Origin of the sequence: Halalkalibacter oceani (genome assembly GCF_023715705.1) — a bacterium.
In the GTDB taxonomy this organism is placed as follows: Bacteria; Bacillota; Bacilli; order Bacillales; family Bacillaceae_D; genus Halalkalibacter; species Halalkalibacter oceani_A.
In genome coordinates, this window is sequence record NZ_JAMBOS010000005.1 from 37,279 (window position 1) to 60,264 (window position 22,986).

Consider the following 22,986-nt stretch of genomic DNA (forward strand, 5'->3'; position numbering starts at 1 on the left):
AAGGAGTCATTCATTTATGAAAAAACTTTTGATTTTAGGCGGTGGTTATGGAGGAATGCGTGTTCTGCAGCGCCTGCTCCCTAACGAGTTACCTGAGGATGTGGAAGTGACCCTCGTCGATCGCTTACCTTATCACTGTTTGAAAACGGAATATTATGCACTGGCAGCAGGTACAGCCGCTGATCATCATTTGCGTGTTGAGTTTCCTGAAGACCCGAGATTAAACGTTAAATACGGAACGATCACAAATATTAATTTGAGCGACAAAACAGTCGAACTCGATCATGAGGAAGAATTATCTTATGATACGCTGATTATTGGCTTAGGCTGTGAGGATAAATATCATAATGTTCCCGGGGCGCAAGAGTATACACATAGCATCCAGACGATGGGAGCGACAAGAAAAACATATGAAACGCTCAATAATGTGCGCCCGAACGGAGTCGTCTCGATCGTCGGAGCCGGATTAAGCGGCGTCGAATTGGCAAGTGAGCTGCGGGAAAGCCGCCCTGACCTCACAATAAAGCTCTTTGACCGTGGCGAAATTATTTTATCGATGTTTCCGCGCAAGCTGAGCACCTATGTTCAAAACTGGTTCATTGACCACGGTGTCGATGTTATTAATAAATCAAACATTACGAAGGTTGAAGAAGACGCCCTCTATAATCATGACGAGCGAATTGCCTGTGACGCGATTATTTGGACGGCCGGAGTTCAACCGGTGGAAGTCGTTCGCAACCTGGACGTCGAAAAGGATAACCAGGGACGCATCAAGCTGACGCCGCAGCATTTTCTGCCTAGTGACGAAAATGTTTTCGTCGTCGGGGACTGCGCAAGTCTTCCACATGCACCAAGCGCTCAGCTTGCTGAAGGTCAGGCGGAGCAAATCGTAACAATTCTTAAGAAGCAGTGGAAAGGTGAGCCACTGCCGGAAGAGCTGCCTAAAATCAAATTAAAAGGCGTGCTTGGGTCGCTTGGGAAGAAGCACGGCTTCGGCTTAATGGGAGAGCGCACCCTGCTTGGCCGCGTTCCTCGCGTATTAAAAAGCGGCGTCCTCTGGATGTACAAGTATCACTCCGGATCATAAACGGAAGTCCGCGCAACGAAAGGAAAGAGTTAATCCCAAAAGGAACCTGCCCTTTTAGGATTAACTCTTTTTCCATTTTTCAATTTCCGCGAAAACGAGCTTTAAATTTGGGTTGCCTTCAGCGACGATATGCTCGTTCACGGTCACGAGCGGATAAAAATACTCCTCGTCCTGAATCGCCTCCGCCATTTTTTTCTGCCAGGCGTTCATCGCCGATGTTTCAATATCTACATAAACTGCTGTAAAAGGGATGTCGGGGAACTTGCGTGAAATCGCCGCTTCGAGCCATTCAAATGTTTCCTTTGCACTCGGCAGATGGACACAGCTGGCACACTTCTCTTCCGCCCCAAACACTGTTAGCGTCAATGCTTGATTATCCATATTTCTCCTCATTTCATTCCATTAGTTATAAAGTCCATTCCTTTTTTTAGCATAGCCCTTTGCTTTTCATTACGCAACTGTTATAAAAGAGGATCCTTTCCATTTGTTTGCATGTCATACTCTTGAACTTTTCCTTAGAAGCAACCTGGTATCTGAAAAAACTGGCTGTTTTCAGAAAAGTGTGTATCGCCTCCTCTTAAATGTTATCTTTTAAGAAAACCGCACAACCGCTTTTTTCTGTCATAGGATATAATGATTAACAGCGAAAAATAAAGCAGAATGATGGATTTTTTTTCTCAACACCCTTATAATAAACAATAGAAAGGAGTTGTTTAATATGTCAGCAACAAGTACTGAAATGTATGAACAAGTCAGTGAAGTATTAGATAAGCTTCGTCCTTTCTTACTACGTGATGGCGGGGATGTTGAGCTCGTTGAAGTAGAAGATGGGATCGTCCGTGTAAGGCTTCTTGGTGCGTGCGGATCTTGCCCAAGTTCCACAATTACGTTGAAAGCAGGTATTGAGCGCGCTCTTCTTGAAGAAGTACCTGGCGTCGTTGAGATTGAACAAGTTTTTTAAAACTGAAAAAAACGTCCGGCTGCAAAGCGGACGTTTCTTTTTTTTTGTTCGGGGAGGCAATGGCTTCGCGCGCTGCTTAGAGGCTGTGTCAAAGAGTAAAACTCTTTGACACAGCCTCTAAAAAATAAACTGGTCGTATATCGTTTCCGCTTCTTCATAAGAGGTAAAAATCGCGTGATCCTCTTCAAGCAGATGGTAATCGTCAAACAAAAACAACGCAAGCTGTTCTGTTCCGCCAGGATCTCGTGTGACTGTTGCTTGCTGAATAGACGAAACGGCCGGCGTCTGTGGATCACGGTAAATAATGTAGACGCTCTGACCTTCTTCGAGCTCGTATAAATCAAGCATGGGCGGACCCCCTTTTTCATTGGTTTGCCCACCCATGCTTTCCTTTATTCAGCGAATGATTGTTTCTTTCTCAACATTCTTTTGTACGGTAATCCCCTCGCTCGCCGGCTTCAGCAGTTCAACCTGAAAGTCCGGAAAGCGGCGCTGGAGAACGTCCTGTACGCCTTGACCGCGCTGGTAAGGGGCGATACAGAGCATCGTCGGCCCGGCCCCACTTAAAGCCGCGCCGTAGGCTTCTGTTTCCTTAACCGCAACTGTCATCACTTCTTCGAGATGGGGCACAAGCTCCTTACGGTAAGGATGGTGAAAAACATCCTCTGTCATCATCGCTCCCGCTTTTTCCCAGTCCCCCTGAAGCATGGCGGCAACAAGTACGTTAGCTACGGAGCTTCCACGCACCGCCTGTTGATAAGATAATGTATCCGGAAGTACGCCCCTTGCCTTTTTTGTCTTTAGCTCTTCGCTTGGGACAAGCAGGATCAGATCAAGCTCCGGAACTCCGCCAAACAGCACCTCTGTCTTTTCTTCCGTATGGGTTCCAATTACCAGTCCACCATAAACAGAGGCGGCGACATTGTCCGGATGCCCTTCCCACAGGGAGGCAAAGCGCACTTTCTCTTCAGCTGTTAACGGTTCGCCCAACAGCTGGTTCGCCAATTCAATTCCGGCGACAATCGCCGCTGCACTGCTGCCCAGCCCCCGGGCCAGCGGAATATCGCTTTCCATGACAACCTCACATGGCGGAAGCTCTTTACCAAGCTTAGCAGCGACGTGCAGCGCCACCTGACAAATCAAATTGTCAGCTCCGACTGGTACATCCTTGAGTTCGTCGGAAGCTGATTGAAAATGCCACTGATCCGCCGGCTTGACAGTTAGTGTCAAATAACGGTTGACGGCGAGACCGACGGAGTCAAAGCCTGGTCCTAGATTGGCTGAGCTGCCGGGAACCTTAATCATAAACGGTTCACCGCTGGAACTCATGACCGGACCCCTCCTTTAATATGAGCAAGGAATGCCTCCTTATCATTAGGAAGAACAGCCGGCTTGACATCTACCGTCCCCATTGCTGTATTCGGGTCCTTCAATCCGTTTCCTGTTAAGACACAAACAACCTTCGAGCCTTTTTTAATTTCTCCCGATTCAATCTGCTTTTTCAAGCCGGCAATCGAAGCAGCGGAAGCCGGCTCGGCGAACACACCTTCACGTTTGGCTAAGAGCTGATAGGCTTCAAGAATTTCTTCATCTGTTACAAAATCAATTTTTCCATTTGATTCTTCAGCCGCGGCTACCGCCTGCTTCCAGCTCGCCGGATTCCCGATACGGATCGCCGTCGCAATCGTTTCAGGCTCGTCGATCACCTCATCACGAACAATCGCCGCTGCTCCTTCTGCTTCAAACCCACGCATTTGTGGAAGGCCGGTTCCTTTTTTCTCGTTATATTCTTTAAACCCTTTCCAGTAGGCTGTAATATTACCGGCATTCCCTACAGGGATCGCCAGCACATCGGGAGCTTGGCCCAATGCGTCGCAGATTTCAAATGCAGCGGTCTTCTGCCCTTCAATCCGGTACGGATTGACAGAGTTAACAAGCGTAATCGGCTCCTGCTTGCTGATCTCACGGACAATATCGAGCGCATTATCAAAGTTCCCTTTCACTTCCAGAACCTCCGCACCGTACATAACAGCCTGAGCCAGCTTGCCGAGCGCGATTTTCCCTTCCGGAATAACGACGATACAACGCAGACCGGCCCGCGCGCCATAAGCAGCAGCAGCGGCGGATGTGTTCCCCGTTGATGCGCAAATAATCGCCTTGCTTCCCTCTTCCTTCGCTTTGGCAACAGCCATTACCATACCACGGTCTTTAAAGGAACCAGTTGGATTTGCTCCTTCATACTTCACATACACGTTCACACCCCACTCCTTTGATAAATGCTCGAGCGGAACAAGCGGTGTGTTTCCTTCACGCAGTGTCAATAGAGGTGTCTCCTCTGTAACCGGCAGCAATTCCTTATATTCCTGTATTAACCCTTTCCAACTACTCATCTTAATGTCCTCCTTCGACACGGTAACAGCTTTCAATCGACTCAATGACATCCAGCTCGGATAATTTTTTGTAAAGCGCTTCATAGTTTTGCTTGCTTGTATGGTGGGTAATGACAATCACTTCCGCCACTTCTTCCCCTTCAATCGGGAGCTGCAGCAGCTTTTCAAAGCTTACTTCATGGCTGGCAAACAGGCTCGTAACTGCCTGGAAAGTGCCGGCCTGATCAAGCACCCGGAGACGCAGGAAATATTTCGATTCGATCTCATTATCCTGCTTTAACACACGTTCGTGCAGCGGACCCTGAACCGTTCGCCCGCTGACGCCGAGCCGCATATTTTTCATCACGGTCACAAGATCGGACACAACAGCCGTGGCTGTCGGCAATGAACCGGCGCCCGGACCGTAGAACATCGTTTCACCGACGGCCTCACCGTACACATAAACCGCATTGTACTCATTATGAACAGAGGCAAGTGGATGCGTCTTTGGCAATAACGTTGGTTCGACGCTGACCTCGACACGGCCGTCGTCCCGTTTCGCTAAGCCGATCAGCTTCATCGTATAGCCGAGCTGATCACAATATTCAAGATCAGACTTGGTAACAGAGGAAATGCCGCGTACCGATACATCATCCAAGCCGACCGGCATTGAGAATCCTAATGATGCCAAAATCGCCATCTTGCGGGCCGCATCGAGACCTTCGACGTCCGCGGTCGGGTCGCTTTCAGCAAATCCAAGCTCCTGGGCCTGCTTAAGCACATCATCGTAAGAGCTGCCTTCCTGGACCATTTTCGTCAAAATGTAATTCGTTGTTCCATTGACAATTCCCATCATCTTCGTAATACGATCGGCAGCCAGACCCTCGCACAAGCTGCGGATGATCGGAATTCCTCCTGCAACGCTTGCTTCATAATAAAGATCACAGCCGTTTTCCGCGGCCACTTTCAACAATTCAGAGCCATAAAGAGCCATTAAATCCTTGTTTGCCGTTACAACATGCTTCCCGTTTTTCAACGCTGTCAATAAGTGCTCTCTAGTGGATTCCACTCCACCCATTACTTCAATAATAATATCAATTTCCGGATCTGTTACTACATCATTTATCTCATCAGTTATGACCGCTCCCTCAAAATCAACGGGGCGATGCTTCTGTTTATCACGAACTAATACTTTGGTTACCGTGACAGGACAGCCAACTTGATGACGCAACTCCTCCTGATGACGGCTAATGATTGATACAACACCCGTACCTACTGTCCCCAGACCTAGTAAACCAACTCGAACCTCCGCTGACATGCTCTCCACTCCTTTTCCACCATGTATACCTAAAGTGAACATATGTTTATCTATAAAGGACATTATAGACCTGTTCTCTTAATAGCACAAGAGGAATTTTCTGTTTTTTTCATAATACACAAATCCCTATAAAAAAACGCACGCAACGGGCGAAGCGGCTCTCCTGTTTTCAAAAACAGGGGCGCAGCTGTGCAGAACGAAAGCCGTCCCGTTTTCCTGCGCTTTCCTCCACTAAAAAACGCCCAGCGTCTTTTGTAAGAAGCACTGCGCGTTATCCGTTTTGTTGCTTTTGACTCCAGCTTCCAATGGGACAGTTCATTGGGCGAGCCATTCGATGACCGGCAGCTGTCCACCGGCTTTTGCCGGCAAGATGAACGCCGCGAATTCTTTAAGGAATTTCTCGTTTTCCCCTTCCGTATCAAGCAATTGAAAGAGATGCTGCCCCGCACTGATCTGCTCTTCGCGAATCTGACTGCTATAATAGTCTTCGACAGCTTCAAAATAATGCAATGGAAAAACGAGGCGCGCATATAGAAGCCGCCACGAATACGAACTTAATGTCTCATATTGCTCATAGGTCGTCAGGAAGCTCTCAATTTGATTCCACGAGAAAGAACGCTGGTCACGCCGCTGATCCCGAATCCATTCAGCGAGATCACGGCACGGGTGATCATACACAAACTCGGTCGGCCGTTTGACAATCGCTCCATGTTCTGAAAGGACGAGCCATGTATGGTCGGTGTAGCGCCGATGGCAAATCGTCGGCCGTTCTTGTTCTTTGCTCGGATCGTCGAGCATCGCATCGACAACAAATTGAATTGCATTTTCTGTCAGTCCCATATAATAAGGAAAAGAAAATAAAAAAGCTTCATCCACATACGATTGAGGTCCTTGATACAGAAGCTGCTGATACCAGCCCTCTAATTGATCAAGCCTCGTTTCCCACAGCTTATGCCATTGACCGAAAAACTCGTACTGCCGTGCTTCGTAGGGCATCTGCCGGCCGTAATAGTGAATCGCGGCCAAATGCGCTCCTTGATCGGCCTCGCTGCGCACCCTCATCTGACTTTCCTCCAGCAACGGCGGCAACGCACACAGATAAACGAGCTGGCCATCAATCAGACCCGCTCTCTGTCCCCGCAACGTCGGCAACGGAGTAAGGATCGTCGTATCTCCGATTGATTTCATATAATCAGTAAAAGCAATCATTTCTTCTTCTCTGAGCATCGACTCTTCTTTCGGCAATAAAATATAGGATTGTCCGCCAGCCTCAAAGGCATCGTACATGCCGACATGAAACCTTTCTTCACAGTAGAGTCCGTATACGTCATACACATTCCGCTCAAACATTGGCTCTCCTCCTTACCGCTCCAAAAGCACATTTCCCTTTTTTAGTCTATGTGCCTAAAAGGGAGAATGTGTATAATCGTTCTTATTTCTGACATAAGGTTTAATTAGCCCGTACTTTGCCGTGAATGACAAGACGCCCGTCCGCTGGATCGGCGACATAATCGCATGTGGACAAGGTGACGATTTTATCGTCAGCAGTTATGTCAACTTCAGCTTGATGCAAAGAGCGCGCCTTGATCTCTTCGATGAAAGACAGGAATGCTTCATCGCTGTGAAAATCAGTCTCTAAATAATAAAAATCGGTCGTCGTCCGGTACACAGCGAAGATCTCGATCTGATAGCTGTCTGTCAGCGTCTCAATCGTAAACATTTTATGTCGTTTCAGAAAGTCAGGCCCGACAAACTTTTGCAAGCCGGCAAACATCGAGCCATCGCGCATATGATGGCCGTAAATAATCGTATGGCGCTCCTGCAATGGCGCTGCGTTGCGATAATCAACGAAAATGCTTCCTGCCCGCTGCTTCTCCCCTTTATAGTCCAATGACAAATACGTTTCATTGTCGGCTGGCTGAAGAAGGGGATAGTCGACCGGTGTCCCGTCAATCTGAATCCAGCCGATGATATCTTCATTCAAGCGCCGCAGCTTTTCAAAACGTGGCTCCTCAACCTGCTTTTGTTCAGATTGAGCAGCCGCTGGGAGTACCGGCGCCGATTCATAAAGCTGTCGCGCTTCTTCCAGCGTTACCTCGTTCTGCTTCCCCTCCACATAAACATCCGTTACGTGAAACAGAGAAAATCCGCTTACCGTTACACAAAGACTGATACCAATACGTTGATATATCCCGGCCAGCTTCTTCATACGCTCCCCCTAAATTCCTTTCGGCACGACAAACAGACCCATTTCTTCGTCTTCTTTAATCAATACGTCAACCCCATAAACCGCTTTAAACATCTCAGCCGTCAGCATCTCCTCCGGCGTTCCTTCAAGGATGATCTCCCCTGCTTTCATCACGATTAAACGGTCGCTGTAGCGAATCGCCTGATTAACGTCATGCAGCACCATGACAATCGTCAGTCCGTAGCGCTCGTTTAAGCTTTTGACAAGCTCCAAAATTTCAAATTGAAAGTACATATCTAAAAAGGTGGTCGGTTCATCGAGAAACAGGATCGGTGTTTTCTGGGCGAGCGCCATCGCAATCCAGGCGCGCTGTCGCTCCCCGCCGGACAAGGAGGAAAGCGGACGGTGCTGAAGCGCGGTCAGTCTGGTAGCCTCCAGCGCCCAATCAATATATGTGTCATGGCTTTGGTGATAATCCTCATACCATTTCAAATGCGGCTGACGGCCGAATTTCACTAAATCGCGCACCGTCATTTCCGAGCGATGATCATAAATTTGCGGCAGCATCGTCAGTTTTTTGGCAATATTCTTACTAGAAAGTGTATGAAGGGGCTTCCCTTCCAGGTAAACAGCCCCATGGGCCGGCTTAAGCAGCCTGGTTAACAACCGAAGGACCGTTGATTTCCCGGAGCCGTTCGGACCGATAATGCTGACCACTTCCCGCTTTTTAAAGCGCAGCGACAGCTCCTTTATGTAATACGAATCAGAAAACCCGAAGCTTAGCTGATCCGCTGTTAAGACATCCTCCATCCTTTCATTCCTCCTCTCAGCAAATACAAGAAGAACGGAGCGCCCAACGCCGCAAGTAAAATGCCGACCGGCAGTTCAATAGGATCGAACCAGCTTCGTGCTGCCGTATCAGCGAGCACGACGAGACAGGCGCCACCGAGCGCCGAGGTCGGCAGCAAGAAGCGATAATCGTTCCCGACAATCATCCGCATCATGTGAGGAACGACCAGCCCGACAAACCCGATTAAGCCGGCGACACTCACTCCCGCCCCTGCCAGAAAAGTCGCCAGCAAAATAAGAAACAGCCGACTCCTTTCTACCTGTGATCCTAATAGCTTCGCCACTTCATCGCCAAGCAGGAGCAAATTGGCATGCTTGACAGCGAAAACCGACAAGATCATGCCGATTAGCGCATATGGCAGGATAATTGCGACATGGGACCAGCCTCTTCCGCTTAAACCGCCGACAAGCCATGGCAGCACCGCTTGAACATTGTCGCTGTAAAGAATCATCACCGCCGACATCAGCGCCCCGAGCAAGGAGTTGATCGCCACACCGGCAAGAATCATTCTTAACGGAGAGACGCCATTTTCCCAGGCGATGAAATAAATGAGAAACGTCGCGGCCAGCGCCCCGAGAAAGGCGCCGAACGGCAACAGGGAAAGATAGTGCGGCAGGACGAGCATCATCGTCACCGCCATTAAGCCGGCTCCGGCGGAAACCCCGATAATCCCCGGATCGGCGAGCGGATTTCTCATTACCCCTTGGAGCAACGCGCCGGCGATCGCCAGACAGGCGCCGACGAGCAAGCCCGTCACAATACGCGGCAGACGCAAATCCCAGACAATTTGCCGCTGCAGTGAATCGGCAGGCGAAAGCAAAGCGGTCCAGACCTCCGACACCCGTATCGTGACCGAGCCGGTCATTAAGCTGTACAGGACGGCACCGACACAAAGAGCAGCGACAATCACCAATGTCAGCCAGCGCCGCTTTGTCCGCTGATCATCCTCTGCCGCTTTTAATACTGAATCGTCGAACTCCATTATTTCCTTTGCTTCCTTCATAACTGAACCTTTCTGCGAGCAGTATCGTTCATACTATCTCCCCTTCTCCGCGACCGCCGTTAAGCTTTCATGGATAAATTGCAGCGCTTCTCCGATACGCGGACCGGGATTGGAGCTGAAGAGCTCCGGCGGAAGGATGACGAGACGCTCCTGCTCCACAGCCTGCAAATGCTGCCATGAAGAATTACTTTTTACTTCCGCTTCAAATTGCGCCTTGACAGCCTCCACATCGCCATGGGCAATAAAGTAAATAATGTCCGGGTCTGCTTCAAGGACGCGCTCCATGCTGAGCTGCGCATATTGCGGATAATGTTCAATTTGCGGCAGCCCTTCGGCAATATTGAGCCCTCCGGCCATAGCGAGCAAATCTCCGGAGAGCGAAGAAGGTAAGGCTGCCATCATCGTATCCGCACTGCCAAAAATAATGAGAGCCTTCACCTCCTCAGCAAGCGGTGCCAGTTCAAGCTGTCCGACATCAAGCGAAGCAAGCAGCTCACCCGCCTGTTCCTCCTTGTCGAGCAGTTGACCGTACAGTTCGATCGACTTTAAAACATCGTCATAGCTGTTGCCGCTCGTCAGTACGACCGGAATTCCGAGCGAGGCAAACATATCGACATCCTTAAGGTTCAGTTCAGCATGACCGATCACCAGATCCGGCTGAAGACTGACAACTTTTTCAAAATCGATATCATGGGCGGTACCTATCTCTTCCGCTCCTTGTAATCCCTCCGAAACTTGCTGGTTTTGCACGGTCGGCCTGCCGACGATTTCTCCGCCAAGCGCATGGACGATTTCAGCATCTGCCTGCACAAGAGAAACGAGCAGGTCCGGCGTCTGCCCAAGCCTCACTTCCCGGCCGGCGAAATCGGTCACCGTTTCCCCTTCCCCGCTATCCTCCGATACCGGTAACGCCGCCGTTTCCCCGCTTGTCGTACAGGCTGCCAGCGGGATAAGCAGCAGAAAAAAGAGAGCAAGCCTCAGTCTAGATAGTCCTATGTCTCTCACTAACAACTCCTCCAATTGAAAACAATTATCATTATCATCATTTGTGTAAAATTATAAACAAAAACAAAATATTGTCAATATAAATGATAAAGATTTTCATTGTCATTTAGGATTTTTTTCTTCAGGAGAAATTTTGCGTTAGTCCGCCCTTCCCAATTAACGCTTTTTCCAATACGTATAAAGGGAACAGCTTTACAGCTATTTTCCATCGGAAGTATAAAATCACCAGTTGTCCCGTACACTGTAACTATCTACCATGTTGGAGGGAAAGAAATGAGCAAATCGAATATGGATGCAGTGGAAAAAAAAGCACGCTCCTGGATGCAGGAGCGTGGTGTGACATTAGAGGAAATCGCGGAGCTTGTTTACTTTTTACAGGTCAAATACCATCCTGATCTTCAGCTCGCTGATTGTTTAGAAAATGTTGATCGCGTTGTGAGTAAACGCGAGGTGCAAAATGCGATTATTACCGGGATTCAGTTGGATGTCCTAGCTGAAAAAGGCATGCTGGAACAGCCTTTGCAGGGAATTATTGATAGAGACGAAGGTCTATATGGCGTCGATGAAATTATCGCCTTATCAATCGTCAATGTATACGGCTCAATCGGCTTCACCAATTATGGCTATATCGACAAGCAAAAGCCCGGTATTCTGGAACGGCTGAATGATAAATCCAGCGGTGAGTGCCACACCTTTCTCGACGATATTGTCGGCGCGATTGCCGCCGCCGCTTCAAGCCGGCTCGCCCACCGCGCGGAAAACACGGAATAACAGAAAACCCAGTCAGACCGGGGCGTGTAAAAGAGCGGTAAAACGGCCAGAAGCCGCGCCATGCAAAAGGGTGAACAGCAAGCTTTCACCTTTTGCCCCGGGTCCTTCCAAAAGCGTTTACTTAATCGTCCATTCAGCGAGAGAGCCGATGGCGGTTGTCGGTTTTTCTTTCACTTGGGCAATTTCTTCTTTCGTCGACACTCCGGTGTAAACGAGCAGCGTATCCATACCGGCCCGAATGCCGGCGAGAATATCAGTATGATAATTATCGCCGACCATCACTGTTTCAGCCTTGCTCGTACCCAGGACTTCTAAAGCCTGCTCGATGATGATCGCTTCCGGCTTGCCGATAAAAATCGGATTCACCCCTGTTGACAGAGAGACGACGGATACAAGCGAACCATTCCCCGGCACCAGCCCCCGTTCCGTCGGTAAGGCAAGATCACCGTTTGTCGCAATCAACGTCGCACCGCCGCGGACGTGCAGGGCGGCCTTTGCTAATTTTTCGTATGTAATGTTACGGTCAAGGCCAATCACGACATAGTCAGGCTCCTCGTCCACAAGAAGATGCCCTTCCTCCTTCAAAGCAGAGCGTAAGCCCTCTTCACCGATCATATAGATTCTCGCCTCCGGCTTCAGTTCGGAAAGATAGCTCGCTGTTGCCATGCTCGTCGTAAACACATGCTCCGTCGTTGCCGGAACGTCCATTGTTCGCAGAAGCTCTGCCACCTGCTCAGGACGCTTTGTCGAATTGTTCGTAACAAATAAATAAGGCAGCTGCTGTTTCTCCAACTCCTTTACAAAGGAGACCGCTTCCGGAATCGCTTCCCTGCCGCGGTAAATCGTGCCGTCGAGATCAATTAAATAGCCTTTATAATGTTTCATACCCTTCTCCCCTTTAACAGAAATAGAGCCTGGGGCAAAAGGTTCGCTTCGACCTTCTTTCCCAGACTTGAATCAATGTGCCGTTTATTTTGTACGGCAACGCCTGCCGATTTTCACGAGCGTTCCTTCAGCTTATACGTGCAACAGCTCGTCTTGCCTTTGGCAATGCATGTTTTTTGTTCAACATGCTCCGTTCCAAGCAGTTTCTGAAACAATTGATGTTCACATTTGCAGGCAACCGGGTATTCTTTCGCTACTTTGGCAATCGGGCAATTGTATTCCTTGAATTCATAAGAGCCATCCTCGAGCTCCTGATAGTCCACCATATAGCCATTTTCAGTCTGAATTCGCGCCAACGCAGCCACCCGTTCAGCAAACGAGCCGGATATTTCCGGACCATACTGCTGCTCAAGCCGGTGCCGACGCTGCTCAAACAATTGGTCGATCATTTCCACTCCGCTTATCTTCTCAAGATCCTGCAAAATGCCGAGCGAAAGCTCACCGTAATTCCGTGGAAAGCATTCATCTCCTGCTTTTGTCAACGAATATTTATTAGTTGGTCTACCCATCGCCTGCCGTTCAATGCGGGCCTGGATCAAACCTTCCTTTTCCAGTCCTTGCAGATGTCTTCGCACCGCCATTTCGGTTACACCTAATTCAGCGGCTAAGTCTGCTACGGTTTGTTCTTGGTTTCGTTTTAACATCGTTAAGATGATTTGACGTGAGCTCGTCTCTTTCCCCAAGACAACCACCACCTTTGTTATTTACAGTCTAGAAGACCAATCCTTCCTTTATCCAAAGCAAAAGGGGCTCAGCTTCTATTGTAGGCGATGATCACATGATTGTAAAATTTACGACTCTGTCTGCTTATCAGGCAAAAACGCAGAGACAGGTCCGAGCTCTTCGATTAAATAGCGCCGGACATCCTTCGGAAAATCACGAAGCGCCGCCTGGCTTTTCGTCATGACCTCGATTACTTCGGCAATATTGACAGAGACGTACTCCTGCACGAGCTGTTTCCGCAGCTGAATCAGTTCTTTTAACGAGGCTGCTTGCTCAGCTCCAATCACCTTTTCATCCTCAAGAATATCAATGATGTCCGTATAACCTCCCGGGTCTCTCATAATAAAACCGTCAATCATGCTGTTGCCGACATCGATAATAGCTTCAATCAGAACTGAGGCTACCCGCTCAAGCGCTAATCGTTCCAGCTCATTTTGCGGCATCATCGGTGGTACATAGCTTTCAGATATTGTTTCCATATAAGCAAGGGTCCGTTCAATCTTTTCGCGATCAACAAAATACACTCACGTTTCCACCTTTCATTAGTATGTCATATTCAAGGGTCATCAATTAAAAAGTGTGACCTTAATTGCACGAGAATGGTTTCTTCTCGGCCTGGCTTTTGCTATGATAAAGGATGTACCTTAGTTCATTTTACAGAGTACAGCGATAGTATACAACATTGGGGGACATTCAAATGGATCGAGAACTTGCATTGGAAATCGTCCGCGTTACGGAAGCAGCAGCGCTTGCTTCTTCGCAGTGGATGGGACGCGGTAAGAAAAATGAAGCAGATGATGCTGCCACAACAGCAATGAGAACCATGTTTGACTCTGTTAACTGCAAAGGGACAGTTGTCATTGGAGAAGGAGAATTAGATGAAGCTCCAATGCTTTACATAGGAGAAGAAGTCGGAAGCGGACATGGACCTGAAGTCGATATTGCCGTCGATCCGCTTGAAGGCACGAACATCGTTGCCAAAGGACATCCAAATGCGATGGCCGTAATCGCCGTCGCCGATAAAGATACCCTGCTTCACGCACCGGATATGTACATGGAAAAGATCGCCGTCGGTCCGGAAGCGGCTGGATTAATCAGACTCGATGACCCGATTGAAAAAACGATCGATATCGTCGCGAAGATGACACGGAAGCGCGTCCAGGATGTCACGGTCATTATTCAGGAACGGGAACGCCACCAGCAGTTGATTGAGCGTGTTAGAGAAAAGGGCGCCCGCGTGAAATTGTTTGGCGACGGTGATGTCGGCGCGGCGATTGCAACAGCATTGCCACAAACCGGAGTTGACCTTTTCGTCGGTACGGGCGGAGCGCCCGAAGGAGTTATTTCAGCAGCGGCGATCAAAGCGCTCGGCGGTGATATGCAGGCCCGTCTTGTCCCAATGAATGACGAGGAGCTTGCCCGCTGTAAAAAGATGGGTCTTGAAGATCCGTTAAAAGTGCTGACCCTGAACGACATGGTGCGCGGCGATGATGCGATTTTTGCGGCAACCGGTGTCTCTTCCGGCGAGCTTGTCGAGGGGGTTCGTTTTCTTGGCGGCGATCTGGCGGAAACAGATTCGATTGTAATGCGAGCGAAGACGAGAACCGTCCGCTACATTAAAACCCACCATCACCTTGACCATAAGCCTCATCTTTCCATGAATAAATAAGCACCTCGAAAGGAGCTGCCTCGCATGGCTGAACGTTTTTATCTGTATGATGAGACCGAAGATACGAAAACAAGATTTGTCAGCTTTATGGGCGATCATCAGCGTTTTGATTTAGCGATTATTTCTTCGTCACGCTATTATGGAAAGCAATTAGTGCTTGATGTACAGTCCAACCGCTTTGCGATCATCGGACAGGATGATTTGGACGAAGAAGGCTATCTGGAGCATGCCTACCGCCTGTCTGCGGAAGAAGCTGAAGAGCTGCGCGACTTTCTTCGAGAAGTCGTATAAAAAGGCCGCAACTTTAACAGACCCGTGGCGGTTCCGCTCATTGCTTAAAGAGGACATCTCAAAGGGAAATACAGCCTTTGAGATGTCCTCTTTCTATTTTTCCTTGATCCGTTTAAGGACGAAATACGCGCAGCCGAAGTTACAGTACTCGTACAAATAATCGGGCAGCGTGCTTATTTTTGTATCATAAGTAGACTTCTTATGCCTGTCCTCAAAGAAGCCGCGCAACCTCAGCTGATTATACCCCCAATCGCCGACGATATAATCATATTTATTCAGCACCTCACTAAAGCGTGCTTTAAACGCCTCTTCGTCCCAGCCATTTTTTACATCTTCCATCACTTCATATTGCATCCCGTGAATGCGAACCATTGGGCTCACCTCGTTCTTTTAGCTTCGCCTTATTATAACACATGTTTTACTTCCCAACAGCTTCTCCTTCTCCATCATTTACTAGCTCTAAAATGATTCACTTCTGGTCAATCTGAAGGTAAAGGAGGTGGGAAGATGATAAAAAAATCATTGTATCTATGCGGACTGGCCGGCTTGATGCTCATGTCAGGCTGCCAAACCGACCAACAGGGCCAAACCGGACAAATGATCCAGTCCAACCAGCAGGCGAACGGCCCGTTTGCTTTGAATCAAAACCGGCATCAGACACCAGACGAGACGCAGTATGGCTATACGCGCTTTCAGCGCCAGCAGGTGCAAACACATAACTCGGCACAGCACGTCATTCCGACGTTTGATCGCAATCAACTGGCCGATGCTGTCACCCGCATCGTCCTGACAAATCAAGCCGTTGATGAAGCGGCGACCTTGGTCACCGATAAATATGTGCTTGTCACTTATAATCTTCAGGATGATGACAATCGTGAATATGTGGCGGATCAAGTCAAGCGGAGCGCGGTATCCGTCGTACCACGCTATTATGACGTCTTTATTTCAGACAATCATGAACACTTCCAAGAGATTGAGCGCTTTCAAAATCGAACCGCTGCGCTGCCTGACGCCGAAACTTTACGCGAAACGATTGAGGAAATGAAGCAATCGCCGCAGGGAGCCTATGATGAGCAGGATGATGAAAACCTTGAAATAATGGAGCAAAAGCAACAGCGTCTCCTAAACCACGACAACCGTTCACAGTAATAAAATGAAAAGAGGCTGAGCAAAAAGGTTGATTTTCCCTTTAGCTCAGTCTCTACCATTATTCTTATTGACTTGCCACGTCTTCTTTTTGCGCTGCCTTGACCGCTTCCGCGCGGACCTGTGCTTCATTTACCTGCTCATCCGCATGGTAGGATGAACGTACGAGTGGTCCTGCTTCACAATGACTGAAGCCTTTGCTTAAGGCGATTTCCTTCAGCTCGGCAAACTCATCCGGATGATAATACTTTTGCACCTTCAAATGTTTCTTTGTCGGCTGAAGGTATTGACCAATTGTCATAATGTCCACATCAACCGCTCTTAGATCATCCATCGTTTCAATAATTTCTTCCTTCGTTTCCCCCAAACCGATCATGAGGCTTGACTTAGTCGGAATGTCAGGATGCATTTCTTTCGCCCGGCGCAGAAATTCTAAAGAGCGTTCATATGTCGCACGTGCCCTCACTCTTGGAGTCAGCCGTTTCACCGTCTCAATATTATGGTTCATGATATTAGGGCGGGCATCCATCAATGTTTTTAAATTCTCATAGCCCCCAAGCATATCGGATGGGAGTACTTCAATAGTACAGAAAGGATTACGTCTCCGGATCGCCCGGACTGTTTCGGCGAAAACCCCGGCCCCGCCATCCTTTAAATCGTCTCTGGCGACCGCTGTGATGACGACATGCTTCAAGCCCATTGTCTCCACGGAATCGGCAACGCGTTCCGGTTCCTGCAAATCAAGCTCATTTGGCAAGCCCGTTTTCACCGCGCAAAAGCGGCAGGCTCTCGTACATACATCGCCTAAAATCATGAAAGTGGCTGTTTTGCGGACAGCCCAGCATTCATGAATGTTCGGGCAACGCGCTTCTTCACAGACTGTATGTAAATTTTTCTCTCGCATCATTTTTTTCAAGCCTGTATACGATTCATTTGTATTTAGTTTAATTTTAAGCCAATCCGGCTTGCGAAGATGTTCTTCTTTTTTTGCCATTTCGTTCACTCCATCCAGCATTGCTTGTATTCTTTCTCTACTTTATCATGATTCAAACAAAATGACCAAACAGCCGCTTCAATTTCCAGTGATTCACATCAATCTTTTTCTCCTATTTACCTCACACTACAAGGTGACAGAAAAAATCTGATCGTTATACTTATTCCAGGAAAGGAGCAGACACCAGCATGAAGCAGTTTGTCTTATTATCCCTGATTGTCTCTTGTCTCATGCTTTCTTCTCCTGTTTCAGCCGAGACGAAGGATGAATTAACAGTTGAACAAAAATATGAGAAAAGAATGGAGCTGTATCAGAAGGCAGAAGCGCTGACGAGCATTCCCTGGCATTATTTGGCCGCGGTCGATACGTTTGAACGCGGGCTGCGCCGGACCTTGAAAAACCGGCCGCGCGAGGAAGGGGTCATCTCGATATTTTATACAGAAGAAGAATGGGCAGGACCGCTCAATCCTGATCCAGCGGATACGAACCCACTCTCCATTCAGCTGTTCGGCGGGGTCGGGCTTGATGGGGACGGCGATGGACGGGCGGAGCGGACAAATGACGAGGATGTGTTATATACACTCGCTCACTTCCTTGAGCAATACGGTTTTGCCGAGGAAGACTTCCGCATCGCCTTATGGGAAAAGTATCAGCGCGAGCAATCTGTCAACATCATTGATGGTCATTCCCGCGTGTACAAGCATTTTGAAACACTAGACCTTGATGATCACTCCTTCCCAATGCCGATCCGTTCCACTTACAGCTACCGCAACACATGGGGAGATAAGCGGGGCTGGGGAGGTAGACGGATTCACGAGGGAACCGACATTTTTGCCGGCTACAATGTGCCAATTCGGGCGACGGCTTATGGCCGAGTTGAAATTTTAGGCTGGAATAAATACGGAGGCTGGCGCATCGGAATCCGTGACTTAGATAATATTTATCATTACTTCGCTCATTTAAGCGGTTTTGAAAAAGGGGTCGAGGTCGGCAGCATCGTCTCTCCCGGCGATGTGATTGGCTATTGCGGAAGCTCCGGCTATGGAAAGCCCGGAACTCAAGGGAAATTCCCGCCGCATCTCCATTACGGCATGTACCGCGATAACGGCTATACCGAATGGTCGTTTGACCCGTACCCTTATTTAAAGGCATGGGAAAGACAGGATTACCGAAAATTAAAAAGAGGATGACTCGCTCGTCGAGTCATCCCAGACCGTAGACATAACGCTGCTTGGTCAAACGTATTTTCTATCTGACTATCCGAACAAATGAAAAGAGGGGAATCCGCCGCTCCTGAAATAGTCTTCGCTTTCCGCGGGAGCGGATTCGAAGCTCTGGATCGTGACAAATCCTTTATACCCAAAAAGCCTGTCGACCGTCTTGCTTTGCGAGACTTTGTCGACAGGCTGGGCAAAAGGTGAAAATCAACCTTTCGCCTAAAGCTTTTATTGTTTTTTCTCTTTCGCTACTTTGACGGCGTTGGCAATGCTTAGACCCAATCCGCCCCATATGACAACCATCCCGATAATCATCATCACGATTGCACTTCCGCTCATTATTGATCCACCCCTTTTTCAGATTGCTCTGCCGGAAGCTCAAGAGCTGATTTTTTCCATTTAAACGCCGCTAAAATAAAGCCGACAATAATCGCTCCGAGCGCAACGCCCCAGCCGGAAACAAGCAGGAATGAAGTCGGGTAATCTTCATAATTCGATGTCAGGTTGATAACCGTGTTTTGAATAAACATATACCCTAATACAATCGGGGTAATGACACCAAGACATACTTTCCACCACGCCCCTGTGCGGAAATCGGAAACGCCATTGGCATGATTTTGTAATGTCGGCAAGCCTTTCACAAACCATGCTACGGCAATGACAGAGACGAGACCGGCCAGGGCGACGCCGAACTGATTAATAAAGTAGTCCGCCGCATCTAAGAAGAACAGACCTCCCTGTGTCGCATACAGTAAAGAAATTAAAGCAGAGAGACCGCCACCGAAAGCGACCGCTTTCGCCCGAGAAATCTGGAACTTATCCTGAAGACCGGAAATAAACGTTTCGACGATTGAAATAAGCGAGGATAAGCCCGCCAAGACGAGTGACCCGAAGAAGAGAACACCGAAGAACCCGTTAAACCCCGGGAACGTATTAATGATCTCCGGAAAGACGACAAACGCAAGTCCGATACCGGCATCCGCCACATCAGCAACTGTTGTACCAGAGGCACTTGCCATAAAGCCGAGCGCGGCAAAAACCCCGATCCCTGCTAATAGCTCAAAGCTTGAATTACTGAAGCCCGTAATAAAGGCATTGTTGTTAATATCGGCTTTCTTCGGCAAATAACTTGAATAAGTAATCATAATCGCAAACGCAATTGACAAACTAAAGAAAATTTGGCCATAAGCAGCCACCCAGACTCCCGGCGACATAATTTCCGCCCAGTCCGGTCTGAAGAATGCGTTTAGGCCGTCAAGGGCCCCTTCAAGCGTGACCGCACGAATAACGATTAATAAGAACATCGCCACCAGCAACGGAATGAAAATCCGGTTCGCGACTTCAATCCCGCGCTTAACCCCTTTAAATAACACACCGAGGGTAATAATCCAGACGACAATGAGCGGAATAAGTACTCCCGGAACAAGCGAGCCGAAATCCCCAGGCGCTCCTCCCGAAACGATATCAACGCGCTGTAAATATTCGCCCATCAGGAAGCCGCCCGTGTCCTCTCCCCAGCTTTGATTAAACGCGAAAAACGTATACGAGATCGCCCAAGCAATAATAACCGCATAATACGTTGCGATGACAAAGGAAATCGCGACCTGCCACCAGCCGATCCATTCAGCTTTTTTAGTAAAACGCGCATACGACAACGGAGCGGAGCCACGATATTTATGGCCGAGCGTAAATTCCATAATTAAGAGCGGAATACCGGCAGTAAGAAGTGCAAATAAATACGGTAAGAAAAAAGCCCCCCCTCCATTCTCATACGCTACATATGGGAACCGCCAAATGTTACCTAGTCCGACAGCCGATCCAATCGCGGCTAAAATGAACCCGGCACGTGTTCCCCACTGCTCTCTTGCATTCATTGTTCATTCTCCTTTCACATTTTTTTCGTCTTTCTTTCCATAAATATTCAAAAAATTACAACATTAGTATAAGTGCTTGAATACTTTTTGTCAAAATTATTTGAAAATTATTTGCTTTCTTTAACACTTTGCTACTTTGCTGTAAAGAAGCGCATTAACAGTAGATATCCCCTAACTCACTTCGACAATATTCAGACAATTAGTTATTCCATTATAATAATTCTTGCGAAATTTGTCAAAATTTTTTCAGGGAAATGACGAAATATAGACATATCAGCCTGTCGACTGGCTGATTGCAGGTAAAGAAAGTTGCGGTGATAAGTTGCTTTGAATCCGCTCCCGGGATGGGGGCACGCTTTCCGCAGGCGGGCGTGGAACTAACCGGCTCCGCCGGTGGATTTCCACCAGCCCTTTCCTCCTGCAGGAGTCGGCCTCCCATCCCATCCGCTTTGAGCTGGCGTATCGCTGGTTATTAAAGGCTTGGATTCGAGGATAGCTAGCCCCTTCCCTTTTCCACATTCGGAAAGAACTATGCTCACCCATTCCGTATCTCCAACAGACGATAAACGAATTCACGTAAAATGCCTTTGAGCGTTCCTTCGCAAAGGCATTTTGTCTACGGTCTGAAATTTTTTCTTTCTTCTACAAAATAAAAGGAATCTGGAGGAAAAGCGCCTTCTCCCCAGATTCCTTCAGCCTTTCAAATTAGCCTTTAGCCACCCCTTGTGACATTTTACTCAGGATGACGATACTAATGATAAGGAGCAATGCTGCTGTTGCCGTACAAAGCCATACGCTGCCTGTCAGGCCGAGCACGAAATAAGCCAATAACGAAATCGCAGCGGCAATGAGCGCATAAGGCAGCTGGGTCATCACATGGTCGATATGATGGCTTCCAGCTCCGGTCGACGACAAAATGGTCGTATCCGATATCGGCGAACAATGGTCACCGAAAATAGCTCCCGCCAATACGGCCGCTAGCATCGGCAGCATCATGGTGATGTCGATGACAGCCACCATTTCTCCGGCAATCGGCAATAACAGACTGAACGTTCCCCACGATGTTCCGGTTGAAAAAGCGGCAAATCCTGCTATTAGGAATAACAAGAGCGGCAAAAATACAGGTGAGATCGTCCCATCGACAATCGAAGCCAAATATTGGCCTGTGCCTAAATCATCAATAATCGAAATAATCGTCCAGGCGAAGAATAGAATGTAAATCGCCGGCAGCATCGACTGGATGCCAAGCAGCAGGGCCTTTGCCAGGCTTGTCCCTCCACTTGGATTTCTCATATTTAAGAGCAACGCAATAAGTAGTCCGACAAGACCACCATAAACAAGCGAAGCGGCCACATCTGTATTTTCAAATACAGCCAGTATCGTCAAAGCTCCCTCTGTTGCCTGGACGCCTGTCATCACCATGAAGAAAACCGTCGCCGCGACGAGGCCGACGATCGGCCAGATCAAATCACCAACCGTCCCCTTCTCGTTTGCTGTAATTTCATCCTGTGCTCCCGGTATCGGGCCGGCTGTCGGATCGACCAGTTCCCCCGTTTTCAACGCCCGTTCCTCATGGGTCCGCATCGAACCAATATTTAAATTAAACCAGGCAACGGCAATCACCAGGCATATCGCGATCCACGCATAAATATTCATCGGAATCATGATAAGAAAAGCCTGGAGCGCCTCATACTCCGTCACCCCATGAGTTGCCAGAATCCCGGCGATAATTGTAATAATATAAGCTCCCCAGCTCGAAATTGGCGCAATGACACACATCGGCGCAGCGGTCGAATCGACGAGGTAAGCCAGCTTGGCCCTGGAAATTCGATGCCGATCCGTCAATGGGCGACTCACATTTCCAACGGTCAAGCTGTTAAAATAGTCATCAATAAAAATTAAAATGCCTAAAAAGACCGTCAATACTTGCGCGCCCATTCTTGTCTTTACATGCTTCATCGCCCATTCCCCAAAGGCTCTGCTTCCTCCGGACCGTGTAACCAGCGCCGCCATCATGCCGAGCAGCAGCAAAAACAAAATAATAAAAAACTCCCATGTGTTCAGTTCAAAGCCGCTTTGGAAAACAGCCTGGGTAATCCCGACGATCGTCAGCGGCTCCACCTCGCCATAATCAAAAATAATCCCCATCACAATCGCATAAATGTTCGTGAGCGCTTGCATCGGATTAAATTGGTGCAGCATTAACGCACCGACCACAATTCCCATTCCTAAAGAGAGTAGCACTCGCCTGGTCAGAATGACCATAACAAGAGCCAGAACGGGCGGCACGAGGGACCATACCGTTACTTCCATCTCACATCTACCTCCACTTCTTTTTTCCACAAAAAAAGCAGCAATGGTCACCCACTCCTGCTGTTTAACATGCAAGTGTAATTTTCCATTACATCAGCTTTCTTTCCAACGATAAAAGGACATCAAATGCTGTCTCCTCTCCGGCAACGACATCCAGTACGTCTGCCTTCCCTGCCGGAGAATCTTCTATTCTTATCATGGTTAGCAAACCGCAAGAATATACGATGTCAGTCACATATCATATACAACCAATTTAACATAT

At 48.3% G+C, this 22,986-nt stretch carries 25 protein-coding genes; 7 read left to right on the forward strand and 18 right to left on the reverse strand.

Annotation, left to right across the window (positions count from 1 at the left end; genetic code table 11):
- Positions 1-16: 16 nt before the first annotated feature.
- On the forward strand, positions 17-1,087 hold the full coding sequence (locus tag M3212_RS06600) for an NAD(P)/FAD-dependent oxidoreductase (protein WP_349774176.1): 1,071 nt from the start codon (positions 17-19) through the stop codon (positions 1,085-1,087).
- A gap of 60 nt (positions 1,088-1,147) precedes the next feature.
- On the opposite strand, the gene M3212_RS06605 is transcribed toward M3212_RS06600, so the two are convergent.
- Positions 1,148-1,468 carry a YuzD family protein gene (locus tag M3212_RS06605; RefSeq protein ID WP_251193169.1) on the reverse strand — a complete coding sequence of 107 codons (321 nt, stop codon included), beginning with the start codon at positions 1,466-1,468 and terminating at the stop codon, positions 1,148-1,150.
- Positions 1,469-1,805: 337 nt separating this feature from the next.
- Between M3212_RS06605 and M3212_RS06610 the strand changes: the two genes are divergently transcribed.
- On the forward strand, positions 1,806-2,048 hold the full coding sequence (locus M3212_RS06610; RefSeq protein ID WP_251193170.1) for a NifU family protein: 243 nt from the start codon (positions 1,806-1,808) through the stop codon (positions 2,046-2,048).
- 117 nt (positions 2,049-2,165) lie between these two features.
- Here the strand turns inward: M3212_RS06610 and M3212_RS06615 are convergent, their stop codons facing one another.
- The 9 genes from M3212_RS06615 to M3212_RS06655 form a co-directional block, all read right to left on the reverse strand.
- On the reverse strand, positions 2,166-2,396 hold the full coding sequence (locus M3212_RS06615; RefSeq protein ID WP_251193171.1) for a transcriptional regulator SplA domain-containing protein: 231 nt from the start codon (positions 2,394-2,396) through the stop codon (positions 2,166-2,168).
- Positions 2,397-2,444: 48 nt separating this feature from the next.
- Positions 2,445-3,377, reverse strand: a complete 933-nt coding sequence (gene thrB / locus M3212_RS06620) for a homoserine kinase (RefSeq protein ID WP_251193172.1) — start codon at positions 3,375-3,377, stop codon at positions 2,445-2,447.
- Positions 3,374-4,438 (reverse strand): threonine synthase, encoded by a 1,065-nt coding sequence (gene thrC, locus M3212_RS06625; RefSeq protein WP_251193173.1) that lies wholly within the window; start codon positions 4,436-4,438, stop codon positions 3,374-3,376. The genes thrB and thrC overlap by 4 nt, the downstream gene beginning before the upstream one ends.
- A 1-nt stretch (position 4,439) precedes the next feature.
- Complete coding sequence (locus M3212_RS06630) at positions 4,440-5,735, reverse strand: homoserine dehydrogenase (RefSeq protein WP_251193174.1); 1,296 nt, start codon at positions 5,733-5,735, stop codon at positions 4,440-4,442.
- Between the two features lie 315 nt (positions 5,736-6,050).
- Complete coding sequence (gene yutH / locus M3212_RS06635; protein WP_251193175.1) at positions 6,051-7,085, reverse strand: spore coat putative kinase YutH; 1,035 nt, start codon at positions 7,083-7,085, stop codon at positions 6,051-6,053.
- 100 nt (positions 7,086-7,185) lie between these two features.
- Complete coding sequence (gene srtB / locus M3212_RS06640) at positions 7,186-7,944, reverse strand: class B sortase (protein ID WP_251193176.1); 759 nt, start codon at positions 7,942-7,944, stop codon at positions 7,186-7,188.
- Between the two features lie 9 nt (positions 7,945-7,953).
- Positions 7,954-8,733, reverse strand: a complete 780-nt coding sequence (locus M3212_RS06645; protein ID WP_251193177.1) for an ABC transporter ATP-binding protein — start codon at positions 8,731-8,733, stop codon at positions 7,954-7,956.
- Entirely contained in the window at positions 8,718-9,755 is a 1,038-nt protein-coding gene (locus M3212_RS06650; RefSeq protein ID WP_434084036.1) for an iron chelate uptake ABC transporter family permease subunit, read from the reverse strand. Before M3212_RS06650 ends, M3212_RS06645 begins: the two co-directional genes overlap by 16 nt.
- A 54-nt stretch (positions 9,756-9,809) precedes the next feature.
- Positions 9,810-10,781, reverse strand: coding sequence for an ABC transporter substrate-binding protein (locus M3212_RS06655; protein ID WP_251193179.1), 972 nt, complete (start codon positions 10,779-10,781; stop codon positions 9,810-9,812).
- Positions 10,782-11,054: 273 nt separating this feature from the next.
- Here M3212_RS06655 and M3212_RS06660 point away from each other — a divergent pair, with 273 nt between their 5' ends.
- Positions 11,055-11,552, forward strand: coding sequence for a phosphatidylglycerophosphatase A family protein (locus tag M3212_RS06660; protein ID WP_251193180.1), 498 nt, complete (start codon positions 11,055-11,057; stop codon positions 11,550-11,552).
- Between the two features lie 117 nt (positions 11,553-11,669).
- Here M3212_RS06660 and M3212_RS06665 read toward each other — a convergent pair whose 3' ends face one another.
- From M3212_RS06665 to M3212_RS06675, 3 genes are all read right to left on the reverse strand, one after another.
- Entirely contained in the window at positions 11,670-12,437 is a 768-nt protein-coding gene (locus M3212_RS06665) for a TIGR01457 family HAD-type hydrolase (RefSeq protein WP_251193181.1), read from the reverse strand.
- Between the two features lie 113 nt (positions 12,438-12,550).
- Complete coding sequence (locus M3212_RS06670; RefSeq protein ID WP_349774177.1) at positions 12,551-13,189, reverse strand: helix-turn-helix transcriptional regulator; 639 nt, start codon at positions 13,187-13,189, stop codon at positions 12,551-12,553.
- A 99-nt stretch (positions 13,190-13,288) separates the two neighbouring features.
- The gene (locus M3212_RS06675) at positions 13,289-13,744 is read right to left on the reverse strand and encodes a DUF86 domain-containing protein (protein ID WP_251193183.1); all 456 of its coding nucleotides are present in this window, start codon (positions 13,742-13,744) and stop codon (positions 13,289-13,291) included.
- A 173-nt stretch (positions 13,745-13,917) separates the two neighbouring features.
- Here M3212_RS06675 and glpX point away from each other — a divergent pair, with 173 nt between their 5' ends.
- On the forward strand, positions 13,918-14,889 hold the full coding sequence (gene glpX, locus M3212_RS06680; RefSeq protein WP_251193184.1) for a class II fructose-bisphosphatase: 972 nt from the start codon (positions 13,918-13,920) through the stop codon (positions 14,887-14,889).
- A 24-nt stretch (positions 14,890-14,913) separates the two neighbouring features.
- The gene (locus M3212_RS06685; RefSeq protein ID WP_251193185.1) at positions 14,914-15,180 is read left to right on the forward strand and encodes a DUF3055 domain-containing protein; all 267 of its coding nucleotides are present in this window, start codon (positions 14,914-14,916) and stop codon (positions 15,178-15,180) included.
- A gap of 93 nt (positions 15,181-15,273) precedes the next feature.
- Here M3212_RS06685 and M3212_RS06690 read toward each other — a convergent pair whose 3' ends face one another.
- On the reverse strand, positions 15,274-15,552 hold the full coding sequence (locus M3212_RS06690; RefSeq protein ID WP_251193186.1) for a YutD family protein: 279 nt from the start codon (positions 15,550-15,552) through the stop codon (positions 15,274-15,276).
- Between the two features lie 135 nt (positions 15,553-15,687).
- On the opposite strand from M3212_RS06690, the gene M3212_RS06695 reads away from it, so the two are divergent.
- On the forward strand, positions 15,688-16,329 hold the full coding sequence (locus M3212_RS06695) for a YhcN/YlaJ family sporulation lipoprotein (RefSeq protein WP_251193187.1): 642 nt from the start codon (positions 15,688-15,690) through the stop codon (positions 16,327-16,329).
- Between the two features lie 64 nt (positions 16,330-16,393).
- On the opposite strand, the gene lipA is transcribed toward M3212_RS06695, so the two are convergent.
- A complete protein-coding gene (gene lipA, locus M3212_RS06700) occupies positions 16,394-17,320 on the reverse strand; it encodes a lipoyl synthase (protein WP_251193188.1) in 927 nt (308 codons plus the stop codon).
- Positions 17,321-17,508: 188 nt separating this feature from the next.
- Between lipA and M3212_RS06705 the strand changes: the two genes are divergently transcribed.
- Entirely contained in the window at positions 17,509-18,510 is a 1,002-nt protein-coding gene (locus M3212_RS06705) for a M23 family metallopeptidase (protein ID WP_251193189.1), read from the forward strand.
- Between the two features lie 255 nt (positions 18,511-18,765).
- Here M3212_RS06705 and M3212_RS06710 read toward each other — a convergent pair whose 3' ends face one another.
- The 3 genes from M3212_RS06710 to M3212_RS06720 form a co-directional block, all read right to left on the reverse strand.
- Positions 18,766-18,876, reverse strand: a complete 111-nt coding sequence (locus M3212_RS06710) for a methionine/alanine import family NSS transporter small subunit (RefSeq protein ID WP_251193190.1) — start codon at positions 18,874-18,876, stop codon at positions 18,766-18,768.
- Positions 18,876-20,411: a sodium-dependent transporter gene (locus M3212_RS06715; protein ID WP_251193191.1), complete on the reverse strand. Its 1,536-nt coding sequence runs from the start codon at positions 20,409-20,411 to the stop codon at positions 18,876-18,878. Before M3212_RS06715 ends, M3212_RS06710 begins: the two co-directional genes overlap by 1 nt.
- A 705-nt stretch (positions 20,412-21,116) precedes the next feature.
- Complete coding sequence (locus M3212_RS06720; protein WP_251193192.1) at positions 21,117-22,724, reverse strand: Na+/H+ antiporter NhaC family protein; 1,608 nt, start codon at positions 22,722-22,724, stop codon at positions 21,117-21,119.
- Positions 22,725-22,986 lie beyond the last annotated feature (262 nt).